Origin of the sequence: Synechococcus sp. PCC 6312 (genome assembly GCF_000316685.1) — a bacterium.
GTDB lineage: Bacteria > Cyanobacteriota > Cyanobacteriia > Thermosynechococcales > Thermosynechococcaceae > Pseudocalidococcus.
On record NC_019680.1, the window covers coordinates 992,841 to 1,009,068 of the forward strand.

Annotated in this window: 23 protein-coding genes and 2 pseudogenes; all 25 read right to left on the minus strand. The window is 45.5% G+C overall.

The window, feature by feature from the left end; translation table 11 throughout:
• Positions 1 to 43: 43 nt before the first annotated feature.
• Positions 44 to 1,543, minus strand: coding sequence for an AAA family ATPase (locus SYN6312_RS04890; protein ID WP_015123754.1), 1,500 nt, complete (start codon positions 1,541 to 1,543; stop codon positions 44 to 46).
• Positions 1,544 to 1,562: 19 nt separating this feature from the next.
• The gene (locus SYN6312_RS04895) at positions 1,563 to 2,090 is read right to left on the minus strand and encodes a DUF177 domain-containing protein (protein WP_015123755.1); all 528 of its coding nucleotides are present in this window, start codon (positions 2,088 to 2,090) and stop codon (positions 1,563 to 1,565) included.
• Positions 2,091 to 2,131: 41 nt separating this feature from the next.
• Positions 2,132 to 2,557, minus strand: coding sequence for a BLUF domain-containing protein (locus SYN6312_RS04900; protein ID WP_015123756.1), 426 nt, complete (start codon positions 2,555 to 2,557; stop codon positions 2,132 to 2,134).
• Between the two features lie 209 nt (positions 2,558 to 2,766).
• On the minus strand, positions 2,767 to 3,042 hold the full coding sequence (locus SYN6312_RS04905) for a MoaD/ThiS family protein (protein ID WP_015123757.1): 276 nt from the start codon (positions 3,040 to 3,042) through the stop codon (positions 2,767 to 2,769).
• A gap of 44 nt (positions 3,043 to 3,086) precedes the next feature.
• On the minus strand, positions 3,087 to 4,385 hold the full coding sequence (thrC, locus tag SYN6312_RS04910; protein ID WP_015123758.1) for a threonine synthase: 1,299 nt from the start codon (positions 4,383 to 4,385) through the stop codon (positions 3,087 to 3,089).
• Positions 4,386 to 4,511: 126 nt separating this feature from the next.
• Positions 4,512 to 4,802, minus strand: a complete 291-nt coding sequence (locus SYN6312_RS04915) for a hypothetical protein (protein ID WP_015123759.1) — start codon at positions 4,800 to 4,802, stop codon at positions 4,512 to 4,514.
• A gap of 431 nt (positions 4,803 to 5,233) precedes the next feature.
• Entirely contained in the window at positions 5,234 to 5,452 is a 219-nt protein-coding gene (locus tag SYN6312_RS04920) for a BrnA antitoxin family protein (protein ID WP_253276418.1), read from the minus strand.
• 19 nt (positions 5,453 to 5,471) lie between these two features.
• Entirely contained in the window at positions 5,472 to 5,747 is a 276-nt protein-coding gene (locus SYN6312_RS04925; protein ID WP_015123761.1) for a BrnT family toxin, read from the minus strand.
• A gap of 70 nt (positions 5,748 to 5,817) precedes the next feature.
• Positions 5,818 to 6,021 (minus strand): annotated as a pseudogene (locus SYN6312_RS20940) (DUF2442 domain-containing protein); the annotation flags it as partial.
• 15 nt (positions 6,022 to 6,036) lie between these two features.
• Positions 6,037 to 6,225, minus strand: coding sequence for a hypothetical protein (locus SYN6312_RS20315; protein ID WP_015123762.1), 189 nt, complete (start codon positions 6,223 to 6,225; stop codon positions 6,037 to 6,039).
• 9 nt (positions 6,226 to 6,234) lie between these two features.
• Positions 6,235 to 6,786, minus strand: a complete 552-nt coding sequence (locus tag SYN6312_RS04935; protein WP_015123763.1) for a hypothetical protein — start codon at positions 6,784 to 6,786, stop codon at positions 6,235 to 6,237.
• Positions 6,783 to 7,283 carry a restriction endonuclease gene (locus SYN6312_RS04940; RefSeq protein WP_156804738.1) on the minus strand — a complete coding sequence of 167 codons (501 nt, stop codon included), beginning with the start codon at positions 7,281 to 7,283 and terminating at the stop codon, positions 6,783 to 6,785. The genes SYN6312_RS04935 and SYN6312_RS04940 overlap by 4 nt, the downstream gene beginning before the upstream one ends.
• A gap of 291 nt (positions 7,284 to 7,574) precedes the next feature.
• Entirely contained in the window at positions 7,575 to 8,156 is a 582-nt protein-coding gene (locus tag SYN6312_RS04945) for a GNAT family N-acetyltransferase (RefSeq protein WP_015123764.1), read from the minus strand.
• Positions 8,140 to 8,373 carry a hypothetical protein gene (locus SYN6312_RS04950; RefSeq protein WP_253276419.1) on the minus strand — a complete coding sequence of 78 codons (234 nt, stop codon included), beginning with the start codon at positions 8,371 to 8,373 and terminating at the stop codon, positions 8,140 to 8,142. Before SYN6312_RS04950 ends, SYN6312_RS04945 begins: the two co-directional genes overlap by 17 nt.
• A gap of 158 nt (positions 8,374 to 8,531) precedes the next feature.
• The gene (locus tag SYN6312_RS04955) at positions 8,532 to 8,810 is read right to left on the minus strand and encodes a BrnA antitoxin family protein (protein ID WP_041431159.1); all 279 of its coding nucleotides are present in this window, start codon (positions 8,808 to 8,810) and stop codon (positions 8,532 to 8,534) included.
• A 9-nt stretch (positions 8,811 to 8,819) separates the two neighbouring features.
• A complete protein-coding gene (locus tag SYN6312_RS04960; RefSeq protein WP_041431160.1) occupies positions 8,820 to 9,086 on the minus strand; it encodes a BrnT family toxin in 267 nt (88 codons plus the stop codon).
• A 53-nt stretch (positions 9,087 to 9,139) separates the two neighbouring features.
• A pseudogene (locus tag SYN6312_RS20705) lies at positions 9,140 to 9,286 on the minus strand (DUF2442 domain-containing protein); the annotation flags it as partial.
• A gap of 56 nt (positions 9,287 to 9,342) precedes the next feature.
• A complete protein-coding gene (locus SYN6312_RS04965) occupies positions 9,343 to 9,750 on the minus strand; it encodes a PIN domain-containing protein (protein ID WP_015123768.1) in 408 nt (135 codons plus the stop codon).
• Positions 9,737 to 9,979 carry an antitoxin family protein gene (locus tag SYN6312_RS04970; protein WP_015123769.1) on the minus strand — a complete coding sequence of 81 codons (243 nt, stop codon included), beginning with the start codon at positions 9,977 to 9,979 and terminating at the stop codon, positions 9,737 to 9,739. The genes SYN6312_RS04965 and SYN6312_RS04970 overlap by 14 nt, the downstream gene beginning before the upstream one ends.
• Positions 9,980 to 10,062: 83 nt before the next feature.
• The gene (locus SYN6312_RS04975; RefSeq protein WP_015123770.1) at positions 10,063 to 10,461 is read right to left on the minus strand and encodes a DUF2442 domain-containing protein; all 399 of its coding nucleotides are present in this window, start codon (positions 10,459 to 10,461) and stop codon (positions 10,063 to 10,065) included.
• Positions 10,462 to 10,796: 335 nt separating this feature from the next.
• On the minus strand, positions 10,797 to 11,246 hold the full coding sequence (locus SYN6312_RS04980; RefSeq protein ID WP_015123771.1) for a hypothetical protein: 450 nt from the start codon (positions 11,244 to 11,246) through the stop codon (positions 10,797 to 10,799).
• Complete coding sequence (locus tag SYN6312_RS04985) at positions 11,239 to 11,733, minus strand: TIR domain-containing protein (protein WP_015123772.1); 495 nt, start codon at positions 11,731 to 11,733, stop codon at positions 11,239 to 11,241. The genes SYN6312_RS04980 and SYN6312_RS04985 overlap by 8 nt, the downstream gene beginning before the upstream one ends.
• A gap of 185 nt (positions 11,734 to 11,918) precedes the next feature.
• The gene (locus tag SYN6312_RS04990; protein WP_015123773.1) at positions 11,919 to 12,146 is read right to left on the minus strand and encodes a hypothetical protein; all 228 of its coding nucleotides are present in this window, start codon (positions 12,144 to 12,146) and stop codon (positions 11,919 to 11,921) included.
• A gap of 438 nt (positions 12,147 to 12,584) precedes the next feature.
• Positions 12,585 to 14,375 (minus strand): translational GTPase TypA, encoded by a 1,791-nt coding sequence (typA, locus tag SYN6312_RS04995; RefSeq protein WP_015123774.1) that lies wholly within the window; start codon positions 14,373 to 14,375, stop codon positions 12,585 to 12,587.
• Positions 14,376 to 14,852: 477 nt separating this feature from the next.
• Positions 14,853 to 16,154, minus strand: a complete 1,302-nt coding sequence (locus SYN6312_RS05000) for a bifunctional oligoribonuclease/PAP phosphatase NrnA (protein WP_015123775.1) — start codon at positions 16,152 to 16,154, stop codon at positions 14,853 to 14,855.
• Between the last annotated feature and the right edge of the window lie 74 nt (positions 16,155 to 16,228).

Below are 16,228 nucleotides of genomic sequence, written 5' to 3' on the forward strand. Positions count from 1 at the left end.
CTACCCATGTCCATGACGGCTGCTTTGGGCCAAATGAGACCCCTTAATCTGGCTGAGATTTCGGCAACCCCAAGCCATAGCGGGAGGCAGATCTCGCTTTACCGGCCGCGGCCCAGGCCTGGAGATGATGAACTTGTTCTGAGGCTGTGCGGGCAAGGGGAACCATTTCACTAGCGGCGGTCAAAATATCTTCAGTGGTGAAGTCCCGTTCCTGACTAAAGCCAATGTGCATCGCCTCGATAATACATTGTTCAATTTCCGCCCCGGAAAAATCAGGGGTTTCATAGGCCAGACGGTGGAGATCGTAATTGCGAATAGTTTGGGGCCGTAGTCGGGTCAGATGGACGTGGAAAATGGCTTCCCGTTCTTCACTGGTAGGCAACCCAACGAAGAAAATCTCATCAAAGCGGCCTTTCCGTAATAGTTCTGGGGGGAGGGCCTGGATATTATTCGCTGTAGCTACTACAAACACTGGGGATGTTTTCTCCGCCATCCAAGTAATAAAGGTTCCAAAGACGCGACTACTGGTTCCGGCATCTCCCCGCCCATCCATCCCCATAAAGGCCTTATCAATTTCGTCAATCCAAAGGACACAAGGGGCCAAAGCTTCGGCAATTTGGATCATTTGACGGGTGCGAGATTCCGACTCTCCGACCAGGCCCGCAAACAGCCGCCCCACATCCAAGCGCAACAGGGGTAACTGCCATTGGTGAGCAATCACTTTCGCGGTTAAGGATTTACCTGTGCCTTGAATTCCGACTAGCAGCAAGCCGCGGGGATAAGGTAAGCCATACTGTCGCGCCCGTTCCGAAAAGGAGCCACCCCGCCGCAACAGCCAATCCTTGAGATTTTCCAGGCCGCCAATATCGGCCAACGTTTCTGTGGCTGGGGAGTAGTCTAAAATCTGGGTTTGCTGGAGAATTTGTCGCTTTTCCGCCAGAATTAAGTCCACATCCTCCAGGCTCAAGGCATTATTTTTGGCAATGGCCTGGCCCAAGACGCGGCGAATCCGTTCCAAGGTTAACCCCTGACAAGCCCGGACTAGCGCACCCAGGCCCTTTTCTGGGATGGTTTGCCCGAGTTGCTGCCAAAGATGACGGATTTCGGTTTCAATTTCATGGGCTTTGGGGAGGGGAAACTCCACCACCGTGATCGCATCGGCCAAGTCGGCGGGAATATTGACATTTGGAGAAATAATCAGGATGGTTTTCGGTTGCGCTTTCAAGAGTCGGGCTAGGTTCCGTAGTTTCCGAGAAATGGCCACATCCTCTAAAAATCGCTGAAAATCCCGTAAGACCAAAATGGCCGCAGCCGCAGTGGGGAGCTTTTCAACAAATTCCAAGGCCTGGAGTGGATTCCGTTTCCCAAAGCCCGCATCATTGGGATTACCTTGATAGCCCTCAACAAAGTCCCAAATATACACGGCTCGTTGGGGTTGCAAATCTTTGAGAATGGCTTCTAAGCGTTCTTCTTCACCTGTGGGGATAAACAATAGGGGGTATCTGGCCCGTAAGAGTAAATCCAAATCTGCTCGAAATCCCATCTGTATCCCATCCCTCACCCTAAGGCTCTAACTGTTGCTTTAAGGCGGCTAAACTAGCCCAGCGATGATCCACTCGCTCTGGTCGTTCAGTTAAGTCAGATTGTCCATAAGTTGGCGAGAGTTCCACCTCCAGGCCCCGACAATCGACTTGGCAAATTTGGGGATGGGGCAAACTCAAACAGAGCTGCTGATAGAGCCAATCTTGGGGATCAAAGTCACCTTGGGCCGGTAAACGTTCTAATAAATCCAGTTCTTGGCTACCTGTTTCGATCCCTGCCTCTAAGTCATCCGATTCCAACCAAATTAATTCCTCCACCTGGCACAAAATTCGCTGGTTATACTGCTGCAAACACCGATCACAGGTCAGGTTAATGATGGTTTTGGCCTCAGTGGCGACCTGTAAGTAGGAACTCTGATGTTGCACTGTGATCCAGCCTTGAATCGGGGTCAAACTGACAAACTCAGCCAAAATGAACTTAAAGTCCTGGCGCCAGGTTTGCTGGGGGAGCTTGGTTAAGCCCGGAATCGAGAGGGGAGCCAGTTCCATGATTTTATTCTCCTCAGTCTCCTTGATCGCTATCCCCCTGACTAACCTTGTAACGCATGCATATCCATCAACAAACTCAAACATTGTTTAGCATTCATCGTTGAGGGATCAAACAACGCACCGGAGCAGTACTTCATCCGAATCTCCCGAATCGTGGCGGGTTCGTTAATGTCCCACTGAATCAGACGCATTGACCATTTCGTGAAAGCCCGGCAATCAATCGGCCCAAATTCTACTAACTCTGGATCCGTATGGCGGGGATCATTCAAGATGCGGGCATAGGTTTCACTGATTTGTTTCCGATCACCTTCCAAGGCCTGGACAAAGCGATTATTCCCAAAGCAAAGAATCCCGGTGATCCCATCCCGCGCGTTGTTGACTTCTGACTTGGCCATAATGTCCCGCAAATCTGGATAGGCTAAGTCGGCCCGCCCGGTACTTAAATACAACAGCCGATGCAAACTCATCCCCACCTTCCTTTATCCTGCTGATGGATGTCCTTTTCTAGTTTTGCACGTTGCTGGCCGGGTCTGTAGGTCTGTTGCCCACCATGAAAATTTGTAAGTCTCGAGTTACGGAAATGATTCCCAGGCCAAAGAGCCCTGCTCAGTTTGAGCCGTTAAGCCATGCTGAATTTGCGCTGATTTTTTCTAAATAACTCAATCAGTGACGAGGCTTAACCCCCTGCAATGGCCGGAATGATACTGACTTCATCGCCATCTTGGAGGGGAGTTTGGGGGCCATCCAGGAAGCGAATATCTTCGTTGTTGACATAGAAGTTGATAAACCGCCGCAGTTGCCCGGATTCATCACAGAGCCGCCCTTTAATTCCTGGGCAGTCCTCCTCAAGGGAGTCTAGTAATTCACTAATGGAGGTGGCGTGACACTCAAGCATGGCCTGGTCGCGGGTGAGTTTTTGCAGGGGTGTGGGAATTAAAACTTTAACGGACATTTTTTAGTCAAACCTCAATGCAATCAATAAAATTCAGACTTAACCTAAACCAAAACCGGCTGCCATTCTAAGCGTTCTAGGGTACGTGACCGCTCTAAAGCCCGTTCAAAGGCATCTAGTTTTGGCTCAATGGTCAGGGGTTCACCAATATAACCTTGAACCGCTTCTTGGGTTTTCAGGCCATTGCCAGTGATGTAAATCACGGTTTTTTCTTCCGGGTCAATTTTGCCCGCTTCCACGAGTTTTTTCAGGACAGCAACGGTGGTTCCGCCTGCGGTTTCGGTGAAGATGCCTTCGGTTTCGGCTAAGAGCTTAATTCCGGCGATAATTTCATCATCATTGACGGACTCAATATTGCCATTGGTCTTCCGCGCAATATCTAAGGCATAAACGCCATCAGCAGGGTTTCCGATCGCAATGGATTTGGCAATGGTGCTGGGTTTGACCGGGTTGATAAAGTCGCGACCTTCACCAAAGGCAGAGGCAATCGGGGAACATCCCAAGGCCTGGGCGCCACTACAGCGAACCGCTTTATCGGCCACTAAACCAACTTCAACAAATTCCCGGAAGCCTTTATAAATCTTGGTAAACAGGGAGCCAGAAGCCAGGGGAGCCACAATGTGATCCGGTAATTCCCAGCCCAACTGCTCAATCACTTCATAGCCAAGGGTTTTGGAGCCTTCTGAATAGTAGGGACGCAAATTGATATTCACAAACCCCCAACCGTGGGTATTCGCCACTTCTGAGCAGAGCCGATTCACCTGATCATAATTTCCCTGCACCGCCATCACCGTGGGGCCATAGATCAGGGTTCCTAGGACTTTCCCTGCTTCCAAATCCGAGGGAATAAACACACAACAATCTAACCCCGCCCGGGCCGCAATTGCTGCTGTCGAGTTGGCTAAATTGCCAGTGCTAGCACAGGAAACCGTCGTGAAGCCGAGTTCTTGGGCCCGAGTTAGAGCAACGGATACGACCCGATCCTTAAAGCTCAAGGTGGGCATATTCACCGCGTCATTTTTGATGTAGAGATGCTTCAGACCCAATTGCCGCGCTAACCGATTGGCTTTTAACAGGGGAGTCATGCCCGTACCCACATCAATGGGGGTATTCGTTTCTACCGGTAAAAAGCTGCGGTATCGCCAAATAGAATTGGGCCCCGCTTCAATGGTTTGGCGAGTGACGGTTTTAGCCAATTGGCTGAGGTCATATTTAACTTCTAAGGGGCCAAAACAATATTCACAAACATGAATGGCCTGGGCTTCATATTCGGCTCCACATTCCTTACATTTAAGTCCAGTGAAGTTGGCTTGGCGGCTGGGGGCGGTGATGGTTGCAGTCATAGGTGCGAGAAGCTCTCTTCCAAGATTGCCCTGATGCTAACACCAGGCCAAAAACGTTGTCAAATATACCCGATAAAAATAGTCGGGATTAAATATTAGCGTCAAGGGCTTGGTCCCCGATGGGTGTTATAGATTCTTGGTCAGGGGCAGGCCATTGAGGAGCAGAATGGAGTCGAGTTGGCCATTAACTTGCAGTTTGACCTTTTTCGAGACTCGCAGTAGGGAGAGGGGGTCTTGCCAAAGGGGGAAAATTTGCTTGACGTGGGCCAAGGTGGGGGCATCGGGGCAATTGATCCGTAGCGTTCCCCAGGCCCGCGAGATTTGACAATGCATTAAGGGCTGAAGCTGGAGTAAATCCGTTGGGGATTCCCGATAGTAATCAAAAATGAGTTGACAGAGTTGTGACGTGACTGGCATAGACTCGACCCACGGCTTGATTCCCGACTAATTTTATTGAACGTCAGCAGCTTAGGGTAATGGTCAATCCTGCAAAAAGACTTAACAGGTCGATGGATTTCTCCTAATGATCTCAAATGGCTGAAATCCAGGCCTGGAGAAAGTTACATCGGCTTTGATACTGCCTAAGAGCTTAACTTGGAATTGGTTTTCTCAATGTTCCGTAATGGTTTTTCGTGATTCTTTACATTATTTCTGTTTTCCTGAATTGGCAAACATGGCCTGATGTATAGCTTTTCGCGCTCAGTTTTGCGGGTGTTTTGGGAGAGGGTATTAACTTTTCGATTCTTACTAATTCTGCCAGGCCAGGCCCTGGAACCAAAAAACTCAAACATCAACACTGAAACTACCAAATCAGCGTCCAAGGATTGCAACTAAGCGATCTATGAAATTTAATGATGTGCCTCCATATAGGCTCGAAGTAATTGATTAATCTGGGTTTGATAGCCCCGACCTTGTGATTTAAACCACTCCAACACATCACGATCAATTCGGAGTGTCACTTGAGCCTTAGCTTTAGTAAGAGGTAAACCCCGCCGCACTATCGCCTGAGCAAACATTTCTGGGGTTATCTCTGGACAATCTGATAAATCAATATCTTCATCGTTCATTGCATCCAATCGTTCCCAATTAGTTTGAGAGTTGCTCGAAGTAGGTTTGTTGCTCATATTTGGTCGCTTTTCTGGCAGAAATAATACGGATAGAATCCTCAGATTCAGTATAGACAATGGCAATCACTCGCCCTCGCGACAAGCCGAATGTAACAAAACGCTGCTCTCCATAGCTGTAACGATCATCCTCAACTGTGAGAATATCGCCATCAAACACGGCTGGAACATCGCTAAAATCTATTCCATGCTTACGAAGATTAGTAAGACGTTTTGCTTCATCCCATTGATATTCCATAACTAAACGGCAGCTATAGTAATCAATTGTAGTTGCAAATTGTAGTTACAGTGTCGAATTTAGGTGATTTTCATTGTGAATCAACGGGCTTCCTGGGTGAATGGGCGTTTAGGGCCTGAAATAATTTTCCCGTTTTCTCTAACTCTCCCATCCAGGCCCTGGAACCAAAAATCTGAGACATCAATGCCGGAACTGCCAAATCAGCATCCAAGGATTCCCAATGTAAGCCATAGCCAGAGGGAGAAACTTCAACTTCAGCTAATTGTTCGAGAGTCGCGCCTTGTAAGCCCTAGAGCAAATGAACCGGAAAGGATGCCCTTACCCCAGTTTTTAACTCGATCTCGATTGTGTAATCAACCGGGTTAAACCAGGCCAGTTTTGCCCGAGGTTCTCTTTTTTCTAGAACTTCATCCACTTTTCGAGCATTATCTATTTGCTGTTGGATATCTGGGGCAATCGGGAAAGCATCACTAGTCATGAAGCAGTATCACAAGACACCTACAGTTTCCTGCACAGACTGAAGAAACTCAATTACATCTTGAATAACTAAAGCTTTACGCAGAACTTTAATATCTTCATTTGTGAGTTTCTCAACCATTTGAGATTGATTTTGAAAATTTTTAGATTTTGAAATTAATTTTTCTAAAGCTTGCTTAGGCTGGTAGGTTGCCAATCTAAGTATGTCTTCAGATGGAAAATACCCCAGTAGATCGGCAAGGAGGGATGTGTCTTGGAAAAAAACGATTTCGAGAGTAGGAACAGCCAATACTACTTTAACTGGCGCATTCACAGCAATATTTCCAACAAGTTCTTCAGTATCTTTTAATCGTTGCTCAACTTGTTCGGGGATAGTTGTATCCGCATCTGCCACGATCACTACAGGGGACTGTCGACGAGCAACTAAAGAACGAGCTAAGGACTTAACAGCAGATAAACCACCCGCGGCAACAATTTCAACATTACTAACTAATTCTTCTGGCAGAAGCCGCTGCAATAATTGTGCGTCCCGTGCCCCTTCACAGACAATATATGTCGTCATGGAATACCTCGCTCTCTTACATCATAGTCAGGTAGGCCATCTTCAACGCATACGCGATATTTAAGCTGAAGCAGTTCGCAAATTGATTCTTGCTCTAAGGCATATCTTAGCTCTTCTCCACTCCAAAGTAGAATTGTCTGAGGCAATGAAAAGTAGGAGAGATGACGGGCTGGATCAGTAAATCCTGTCCGACTGAAGACTAAGCCAAGCGTGCTTTCAGGACGACGCAACAGCTGATTGCGCAATTTAGCGATTGGTGTAATGTCAACGTTGACTTTATCAGCAAAGTCTTTGCTCTCGACTAAGCAGGATAAGCCTGAGCAGTAAATTACACCATCAATTTGTTCAACCTCTTCCCCAAATAATCTGACGCTGAACGGATACTTGACATCTGCTCCATCAAGCTGAAAGGCTCGCAGAACCAAGTATTCAAAAGCTTTTCCTGATCCCCATTCTGGAGTGCTACGATTTTCAATGCTCTCCCAAAGCGATCGCAAACCTTGTCATGGCAGAGATTGAATCATTTCTTCATATTTTGCTGCTACAGTCAATCCCAATCCTCCAAGCTCTGGCTTGTGATTTTCCTGACCTAGTTTGCAACGTTATCCCATATGTCAAGTTTTTGTCTAGGTTTCTTGTAGAGATAAAGGCAGGAAATTTCCGCCTCACCCAGGCCAGTGTATTCCAACTCCCACTCAAAATCTGCCCATCCAGGCTCCTGAACCAAAAATCTGAGACATCAACGCCGGAACTGCCAAATTGGTAAGCATAGCAATGATTTATAAAAACTATTCAAGTGATAAATCGATTAACGGCTTGAGATCGAAATACATGGTTCGGTATGGAATTTCTGGCGATACAGTTTCATCAGGATTCACGAATTGAAAGCCAAACTTCTGATAAAAACCGGAAGCGTCATAGGGAGGCTCGACATCGGCATCGTAAAGTGCGTCAACCGTCAAAAACCTGATACCAACTGCACTTGCTAACTCAACCGCAACGTATTCTAAAGCCCATTCAACTAATGCTGAGCCTGCCCCTTTTGCCCGTTGATCGGCAGCTAACAAACCAATTTTGATTGCAGGAAACGAGCGATATCTTACTCCTTCTTCTGCTAGTAGCTGTGTATCAACTTGAAGTTTGTCTGCTAAAAGAGTTATATAGCCAGCCAAATCAGATTTGTGTCTAATAATCCAGCACTGGCAAATACTGGCTTCTACTTCACGCTGAACTCGGCCTTGTTTCCAATATGTGACAAACTCACGTCTCTGACAGCGAAAACCTTGACCTATAATTTCCTGGACAGAGTTTATCTTCTTTATTTGTGCTTCAGAAAAATCTACACCTGCAAATTTACTGTCTTTGGGCATCCACTAACTCGCTAACCGTATGACGGGCGGAACCTTTACGTGCTTTACGACGTTCAGCGATACGCTTGGACGTGGCTAGTGCGGCATCATTAGCTACATACCCACCTTGATCAATAGCACTCAAGAGTTTTTGAGCTTCATGCCCAACAACAGGCATAGATTGAGTATGTAAGGGATATTTCATTATTCTAAGTACGACATAAGTAGCTTCGCTCAAGTTAATGATAACCAATCGCTAGCAAGGTTGGGATAAAGCGACCAATGAAGTAGTGAAGCGGAAATAGGCCTAGACTGGCCCTGGATCCAAAAGTCTGAGACATCAACGCCGGAGCTACCAAATCCGTATGGAATTTAACTCGATCTTGAAAATAACAATCAAAGTTTAGTCGCTGATCGTTCTAATTCTTCGCGCAGTACTCGTCTCAAGGTTGACTCTAGCGGTTCATGTTGTTGGTGAATATGGGTTCGCAAGGCTTCATTAATTAAGGTCTGATAGTTGCCTCCGCCGGCCTGGTGAACTTGCTCCCGAAACCATTCCAATACATCATCATCAATCCGAATGGTAATGCGTGTTTTTCCAGAACTAACTGGATCGATGGCCCCACGTCTTCCTTGGCTAAAATCATATTCCACTGCTTCAGAATCGTCTTTCATGTCCATAATTTAGCCCTCAAAATACTGTCTTTGCTCTTGCCGAGTCGCAGGCCTGGCAGAAATTAGTCGAATTTCCTGATCACGCCAGGTATAAATCACCACAAGCACTCGACCTAGGGCATCTACACCAATTGTAATGAACCGCTCTTCATTGAATCGTTCATCAGGAATTGTGATTGCCAGATCATCGGAGAACACAGAAACTGCATCGGCAAAATCAATACCGTGCTTACGGAGGTTTGTTGCAGCTTTGTTGTTGTCCCATTGATACGCCATTTGAATATTGTATGCATAATTGTACATACAAAGATCAATGGGTTGCAGGCATTTCAGTCCTCTTCCTTGATGAGTTGACCAGTGCGCTCTAATTCTCCCATCCAGGCCCCGGAACCAAAAATCTGAGACATCAACGCCGGAACCGCCAAATCAGCATCCAAGGATTCCCAACGTAAGCCATAGCCAGATGGATAAATCTCAACTGCACATAACTAAAGCAACTTTGAATTGTCACTAGTTGTTATGCTTCACATTCTCAAAAAACCTTGAATGGATTGAGAATCTCTAGATTATCGATATTAGAGTACCCAAAATCTTCGGTATATAGAATCTGAATGTTTGCCTCTAAACAAGCAGCAACAATCATGGAATCCCAATGCGATAGATTAAAGCGGCTCATCAGATTTTCTGCACGATCAATGACGTTCCATGTTGGGAGTACGGTGTACCAAACCTGCTGCAAATCACGAATATATTGGTAGGCTTTTAATCTGTCATACCCCATTGATTCAAGTTTTCGACTGGCTGCTAAATACTCACAGGCCACTTGCCAGAGTAGAGCACCATCTGTTAGAGAAGCCACAAGAGAAATTGCTGTTTCTTGTTTGATTGCATCACGAGGATCATTGACATAAATCAGGATATTAGTATCAACGGCGTTCATGCAACATATCTCGTGTGAAGCGAGGCGCATTGATGGGGATTGGGTTGCGTTGCATTCGTTCAATCAACATTTTTAGAAACTGCTTCTTAGTTTCTGGTTCGGAAATTGGAGGTAACACAACTGTAGGAGGCTGAATCGACAACTCAACCTCAGTACCCTCTGGTAGATCAAAGGCTATTTGAGGTACAAATACACCATTTCGATAGATAGCTTTCATGGTTTGAGGCATAGGATATCTCCTGATTAGCTATCTTAATAAGGACTTTAAACATGGTCAAAAGATTTTATACTTTTATGATACAACTAAGAAGTTCAGACCTCTTCCTTGATAAGTTGACCAGTTCTCTCTAATTCTGCCATCCAGGCCCTGGAACCAAAAATCTGAGACATCAATGCCGGAACTGCCAAATCCGCATCCAAGGATTTCCAGTGCAAGCCATAACCAGAGGGAGAAATTTCAACATCAGCTAATTGTTCGGAAGTTGCACCTTGTAAGCCTTGGAGTAAATGAATTGGAAAAGATGCTCTCACCCCAGTCTTGAGTTCAATTTCAATTGTATTATCGACCGGATTAAACCAGGCTCGCTTTGCCCGTGGCTCCCTTTTTTCCAGAACTTCCTCTTGGTGTCGAGCATTATCTATTTGCTGTTGGATATCTGGGTCAATAGGGATAGAGTTGGTCATAATAGAGCCGACATCATAACTATCCATGAATCAGCCTCATCTTTTCTTCAATATCGAAAAATCACGAAAATATATTTCGTGCCTATGAAGATTAGTAAGATACTTTACTTTATCCCATTAATATTCCATGACTAAACGGCAGCTACAGTATTCAATTGTAGTTAAAAATTTTCGTTGCAGCACCGAGTTTAAGCAATGGACATTGTAAATTAAGGCCTTCTAATCTGCTTCCAGTTAATATTCTAATCGACATCTTGCTGTATAACGAATTAACTCACTCGTTGTCATTGACTTTGGGTCATGTGGATAGTTTGGCTTACTATCAATTGCAGCGATTTGTTATGCATGGGGCTTGACAGAAACTATCCAATAACTATCTTTCTTGCAATAGTTATTAATAGCAAGAGTGTTGAGTAAAATCCCCATACTGAGAAGGACTTTAGTGATTCTAACTGATGTTTTGACTGACAGCCAGAAGGTGAGACGAAATAGAGGTCAGCATATGTAGCTTCTCCTCCATGTAATTTAGAAACAAAATTATTGTAAGTTAATCTAAAACCCTTCTCTAAAGCCAAATAATATGTATCAAGAGCCATGAATAAAAGATTAGGAATTAAGGCTATCCAAGCGTAATCAGGCTTCCCTTTATCAGCAACAATTACTAGAATCGCTGAGACTAGGGTAATACACGCTGTCTTAGCATTGCTGCTATTAGTTGCCATCCTTTGAATAACTGACTGAAGAATACCTAAGTGAGTTTGGACAGAAGGAGATGCTTCATCCAAAGAAGAGTTTGATGTCTGTTTAGCCATATCTAGCTCTAATCTCAATAGCTTTCTCTATCCAATCGGCAAGGTTATTGTATATGTGGTTATAAACGTATGTGCTAGTCAAGAAAGGTGGATCATAAGCTGCAACAATGCTAGACATAATCTTGTCGCCAATTGTGAAATCATCAAAAGGATTGTTACCTTTGATCGACTGGTTCCCATCCTTATCCTTCAGGTTGTGAATATAAATCCCTAAAACTCCTTTATTATCTTTCCAAGCCTTTTCTATCTCATATTTTATCCATTTCCTACCAGCAGTGTTTTGCCCAATAAGAACAATTGCAACTGATTTGCCGTACATTTGGTCATCAATCCATTTCTGAATTGCTTTGTCTCCACCTCTTTTGACTGTCTCCCAGTCATTATCTGATGCTGGTCTGTTGCCTTCTACAATTCCCATATTGCGCACTTGAGATGCTCGCCAGTTATCAGGATTGTAATGGAAGCTATAAAATACTTTTCGAGCCATATAAACCCTCTATCTATTTGTCTCTTTATGCATAACGATAATGGTCAGCGGCGGTCTGCCAAAATAGGCCACAACGTTAGAGATCTTCGTTCCGTCCGCTGCACCAACCTGTTAGACTGCCTATTCCTTGATTGAAATGAATTGGTTTTGGTCATCAAAATGGCGGCTTTTAAAGATGCTGCTTGCTAACGTTCTCTTCGCTCATACAACTTACGGACATTGGTATTGATAAAAGAGTTTAGTCCGTTACCTTGCCGCGCAAGTACTTTCATGTGTTCAATGTTTGCTTCTCCAGCACTGGTGTAGGTGTACAAATAAATTGCACCACTACTAAACTGCACACGGATAAAATCTGTTCCAATTTCATATGCACTAACCCCAGAATCACCATCAATATTCTTGTAAGGCTCCATAAATAAATCCAAAAAAACTTTAAGTTTGATGCTGTTCCAGCTTTTAATTTTGTGGAGGATGGCTTCTCTTCTCTATTTTTGAAAGATAGAGTGCGCAATCAAGATGTACCCATTCATTATCCGCAGGTTCTCCTTCAGTATTCCACTCTCTAAGTCGAATAACTACCTCCTCTTCCTGGAAAATACTACCGCAAACAGTACACTTGCCTTGTCTCATTTTGATTTTCCTCAGTCAATTTAGAGTTTTAAATTTTTGAAGTCTAACTAGGTATTAGGCTGAAAGATTCTACCTAAAAGAATAATCAAGGTGTTTAGACTGAATGTCAAGCTCTTACCTAAGTTCTTTATAAATATTAAAAATGAGAAAACTTCCATCTAACACCTCGAATTATGGTAGCTAGATAGAAATTTTCTGCCTTTTTGAGAACGAGTTGATCGTTAACGCCGCACGAGTTTTTTACTCACCTTCCGCAACCGAATCGATTGGGGTGTAATTTCCACCAACTCATCCGGGCCAATGTATTCCAACGCCCGCTCTAAGCTCATGTCAATTGGGGCCTGCAACTGCACCAATTCATCCCCAGTCGAAGAACGGAAGTTAGTGAGCTGCTTGGCTTTACAGACATTGAGTTCCAAATCTTGGGGGCGATTATGTTCCCCGACAATCATCCCTTTATAAACCTTGGTTCCGGGAGTAATAAAGAATACACCCCGATCCTCGGCATTTTTCATCGCATAAAAGGTGCTGACTCCCTCTTCAAAGGCAATCAAGACCCCATTGCGGCGGGCAGAAATTTCTCCAGCCAAGGGCCGATAGTCTAAGAAACTATGGTTCATAATCCCATCTCCCCGAGTTTGGCGCATAAATTCGCCCCGGAAACCCACCAGGCCCCGCGCTGGGATGACAAACTCTAACTGGGTGCGGCCATTACCCCCCACCTGCATATCTTGCATTTCGCCCCGGCGTTGGCCCAACCGTTCAATACAGCCCCCCACCGCTTCTTCCGGGACATCCAAAACCAAACATTCAAAGGGTTCGCAGGGTTGACCGCTGACTTCCCGATAAATCACCTGGGGTTGGGAGACTTGGAATTCATAGCCCTCCCGCCGCATGGTTTCAATCAGGATGCCTAAATGGAGTTCACCCCGGCCTGAGACGGCAAAGCGATCCGGAGAATCGGTTTCTTCAATCCGTAACGCCACATTGGTTTCCAGTTCCCGATAGAGCCGATCCCGTAATTGTCGTGAGGTGACAAACTGCCCTTCTTGACCGGCAAAGGGAGAGTCATTCACCGCAAACGTCATTTGTAACGTCGGTTCGTCAACTTTAATCAGGGGCAGGGCCTGGGGTTCGTTGGGGCAGGTGATCGTCTCCCCAATGTTGGCATCAGCAAATCCGGCCACGGCGACAATATGACCGGCTGAGGCAGTTTGCAATTCCACCCGTTTTAAGCCTTCAAAGCCCAGAAGTTTAGAAATTTTGCTCTTAACAATTTTGCCGCCATCCTGGACTAGCGCGGCCTGTTGTCCCATGGTGATCACGCCGTTGTGAATCTTCCCAATCACGATCCGGCCCAAATATTCGGAATAATCGAGGGTCGTCACTTGCAGTTGCAGCGGCTTAGTCGGATCACCAATGGGCGGGGAAACATGGCGCAAAATCGCATTGAACAGGGGTTCCATATTGTCGCTTTCGTCTTCCAGCTTGTCCTTGGCAAACCCTGCTAACCCCGAAGCAAATAAATAGGGAAATTCACACTGGTCATCATCGGCCCCCAGTTCTAAAAATAAATCTAAAACTTTATCAATCGCTTTGTAGGGCTCGGCCTGAGGACGATCAATTTTATTCACCACCACAATCGGGCGTAACCCTTTTTCCAGGGCTTTTTTCAAAACAAACCGAGTCTGAGGCATCGGCCCTTCATTGGCATCGACAATCAGCAGACAGCCCTCGACCATGCCTAAGACCCGCTCCACTTCACCGCCAAAATCCGCGTGGCCGGGTGTATCGACAATATTGATCAGGGTGTCTTTGTAGCGCACCGCCGTATTTTTGGCCAGAATCGTAATGCCGCGTTCGCGCTCCAGGTCGTTGGAGTCCATGACGCAATCGGGAATGTCCTCTCCTTCGCGAAATGTCCCAGACTGACGCAACAAAGCATCAACTAATGTGGTTTTCCCGTGATCAACGTGGGCAATGATCGCAACATTCCGAATGGGCAGGCTCATAAAAGTATCAAAAACTGTGAGTAGGAGGAAAGTGAGGGCTGGATAGCCAGAGATTGAGAAATCCGCAACGATTAGCCACAAACCTTTACAATCTTACACCATAGCTTCTCCCTTCGCTAAACAATAACTTGTGGCAGAGAAGTAGGCAGCAATAGCTTAGGCAAAAAGTCAAGATGTTGTGGCTAGACTCATTGACATAGGGAAGGACTCACAAGAACGCCAGCCAAATTTACCAAGTTATCTTTAACTGCTTGAATCTGAGAGATGAGATTTCTGCTTTTGTCAATAACTATAATATCCAGAATACCGATAATTGAAAGTCCTAGATGAATGGCTTCTTGTCGACCCAAACGTTTATCACTGAATAGATTATCTGCCTCTAATGCAAGGAATAAATTTATAAAGCTTGCTTCTTGGGTATCAAATTTTGGTTTATTCTGAGGCGGTTTAGCAGCCCTTTTATTGAGGGAGCCAGGTCTATTCAGTCGTATGGAGAACGTTATTTTTAGGATTCACTAGATGTAGAAGTTTTTGTTTGATTTGGGTGTCGTAAACATTCCACTTCAGCTTGGCATATTCGGGATTAGCATTGAGGCCGGCCAAAAAGCCCACCGGAATTTCAAACCCGCCGGCCTGGGAACGTCCCCCGCCAAAGAAGCGACCCTGACTATCTTGGCCAAAGGCTTCTTTAATAAATTCATCGGGATCTAGGGTAATTTTAGTTGTCCGCAAGGAACCCACGATTAACTCCACTTCTTCATCTTCGTCATGCACCAGGCCATAGACTACGGCGGTATGAACATTCTCCTCAGTCACGAGGAAGTCGGCAGCTTGGGGAATGGCATCCCGGTCTTCGTAGCGTAGATAGCCCACACCTGCAATCAGAAAATTATTGTGAATCGAGCGATTTTTTAAGGATCGTTCAATCACATCCATGACCTGCTTGGAACGATGGGATAGTAATACCGTATTTAGCAATTGGCAATCACAAAACTTGCTCAAATAGGCAGCGGCGAGAAAATCTTCTTCGCGGGCCTGCTTTAAACAATCGGTATCTGAGCGCAATCCATGCATTAAAGCGGTGGCACATTTGACATGGTCGGTTTTACTACTATCCAGTTGCAGTAGCCCGGCCTGGAGGTATTGGGTGAGGATCGTAGCTGTGGCCCGAATGTTTGGACGAATATCCGTAAATTCAGCCGTGAGATTGTCTTGGAGGGCATGATGATCAATGATCGCAATGGCGGGTAGGTTAGCTTGCTTGGCAATGGCTAAAAGTTGACTGGTTGTGCCTTGGTTATCCACCAAAATGTAGCCTTGATAGATACTAATGTCCCGTTGATCCTTACCCCTGGCCTGGGGATTCCAGCGAATCAGGGGCAAGTTGGTTAAGCGAACTAAAGTGATATTTTCCTGATGGCTTAAGGCTCCGGCATAGGCGATATCACATTGAATTTCATACTTTTCGGCAATCATTTTGAGGGCCCAGGCCGAGGAGAGGGCATCGGGATCAGGAAAGTCTTGGAGAATGACTAATAACCGTGACTGCCGATGATGCTCTAAAACTTGCTTTAAGGCTTCAATTCGCTGATCTGTGGGGCGTTCAATGGGGCGAACTGGGGTGGGGGTGAGGGGAAGACCGTTACCATTAACCATCATCGTCCCGTTGCCATGACCATGGGTTGGGGTCGGTTGGTTAACGTCCGGTGGACTGACTGGAGTGGATAGGATTACATCTGATTCGATTAGGTCTGAGACATCCAAGGTGCTGCTTTGCATGGTTAATTATCTTAGGCAAAAATAATGAAATAGCAATCATGCCCGAAAAATAGCCTAATTAAAGATGAGGTTAT

Excerpts from the sequence above, each read along its gene's own strand:
- SYN6312_RS05000 (WP_015123775.1), bottom strand. The coding sequence starts at position 16,154 with ATGCAAAGCAGCACCTTGGATGTCTCAGACCTAATCGAATCAGATGTA.
- SYN6312_RS04980 (WP_015123771.1), bottom strand. The coding sequence starts at position 11,246 with ATGGCTAAACAGACATCAAACTCTTCTTTGGATGAAGCATCTCCTTCT.
- SYN6312_RS04945 (WP_015123764.1), bottom strand. The coding sequence starts at position 8,156 with ATGCCCAAAGACAGTAAATTTGCAGGTGTAGATTTTTCTGAAGCACAA.
- SYN6312_RS04935 (WP_015123763.1), bottom strand. The coding sequence starts at position 6,786 with ATGACGACATATATTGTCTGTGAAGGGGCACGGGACGCACAATTATTG.
- SYN6312_RS04970 (WP_015123769.1), bottom strand. The coding sequence starts at position 9,979 with ATGCCTCAAACCATGAAAGCTATCTATCGAAATGGTGTATTTGTACCT.
- SYN6312_RS04900 (WP_015123756.1), bottom strand. The coding sequence starts at position 2,557 with ATGAGTTTGCATCGGCTGTTGTATTTAAGTACCGGGCGGGCCGACTTA.
- SYN6312_RS04990 (WP_015123773.1), bottom strand. The coding sequence starts at position 12,146 with ATGGAGCCTTACAAGAATATTGATGGTGATTCTGGGGTTAGTGCATAT.
- SYN6312_RS04915 (WP_015123759.1), bottom strand. The coding sequence starts at position 4,802 with ATGCCAGTCACGTCACAACTCTGTCAACTCATTTTTGATTACTATCGG.
- SYN6312_RS04895 (WP_015123755.1), bottom strand. The coding sequence starts at position 2,090 with ATGGAACTGGCTCCCCTCTCGATTCCGGGCTTAACCAAGCTCCCCCAG.
- SYN6312_RS20315 (WP_015123762.1), bottom strand. The coding sequence starts at position 6,225 with ATGACTAGTGATGCTTTCCCGATTGCCCCAGATATCCAACAGCAAATA.
- typA (WP_015123774.1), bottom strand. The coding sequence starts at position 14,375 with ATGAGCCTGCCCATTCGGAATGTTGCGATCATTGCCCACGTTGATCAC.
- SYN6312_RS04955 (WP_041431159.1), bottom strand. The coding sequence starts at position 8,810 with ATGAAAGACGATTCTGAAGCAGTGGAATATGATTTTAGCCAAGGAAGA.
- SYN6312_RS04960 (WP_041431160.1), bottom strand. The coding sequence starts at position 9,086 with ATGGCGTATCAATGGGACAACAACAAAGCTGCAACAAACCTCCGTAAG.
- SYN6312_RS04925 (WP_015123761.1), bottom strand. The coding sequence starts at position 5,747 with ATGGAATATCAATGGGATGAAGCAAAACGTCTTACTAATCTTCGTAAG.
- SYN6312_RS04890 (WP_015123754.1), bottom strand. The coding sequence starts at position 1,543 with ATGGGATTTCGAGCAGATTTGGATTTACTCTTACGGGCCAGATACCCC.
- SYN6312_RS04905 (WP_015123757.1), bottom strand. The coding sequence starts at position 3,042 with ATGTCCGTTAAAGTTTTAATTCCCACACCCCTGCAAAAACTCACCCGC.
- SYN6312_RS04975 (WP_015123770.1), bottom strand. The coding sequence starts at position 10,461 with ATGGATAGTTATGATGTCGGCTCTATTATGACCAACTCTATCCCTATT.
- thrC (WP_015123758.1), bottom strand. The coding sequence starts at position 4,385 with ATGACTGCAACCATCACCGCCCCCAGCCGCCAAGCCAACTTCACTGGA.
- SYN6312_RS04920 (WP_253276418.1), bottom strand. The coding sequence starts at position 5,452 with ATGAACGATGAAGATATTGATTTATCAGATTGTCCAGAGATAACCCCA.
- SYN6312_RS04965 (WP_015123768.1), bottom strand. The coding sequence starts at position 9,750 with ATGAACGCCGTTGATACTAATATCCTGATTTATGTCAATGATCCTCGT.
- SYN6312_RS04985 (WP_015123772.1), bottom strand. The coding sequence starts at position 11,733 with ATGGCTCGAAAAGTATTTTATAGCTTCCATTACAATCCTGATAACTGG.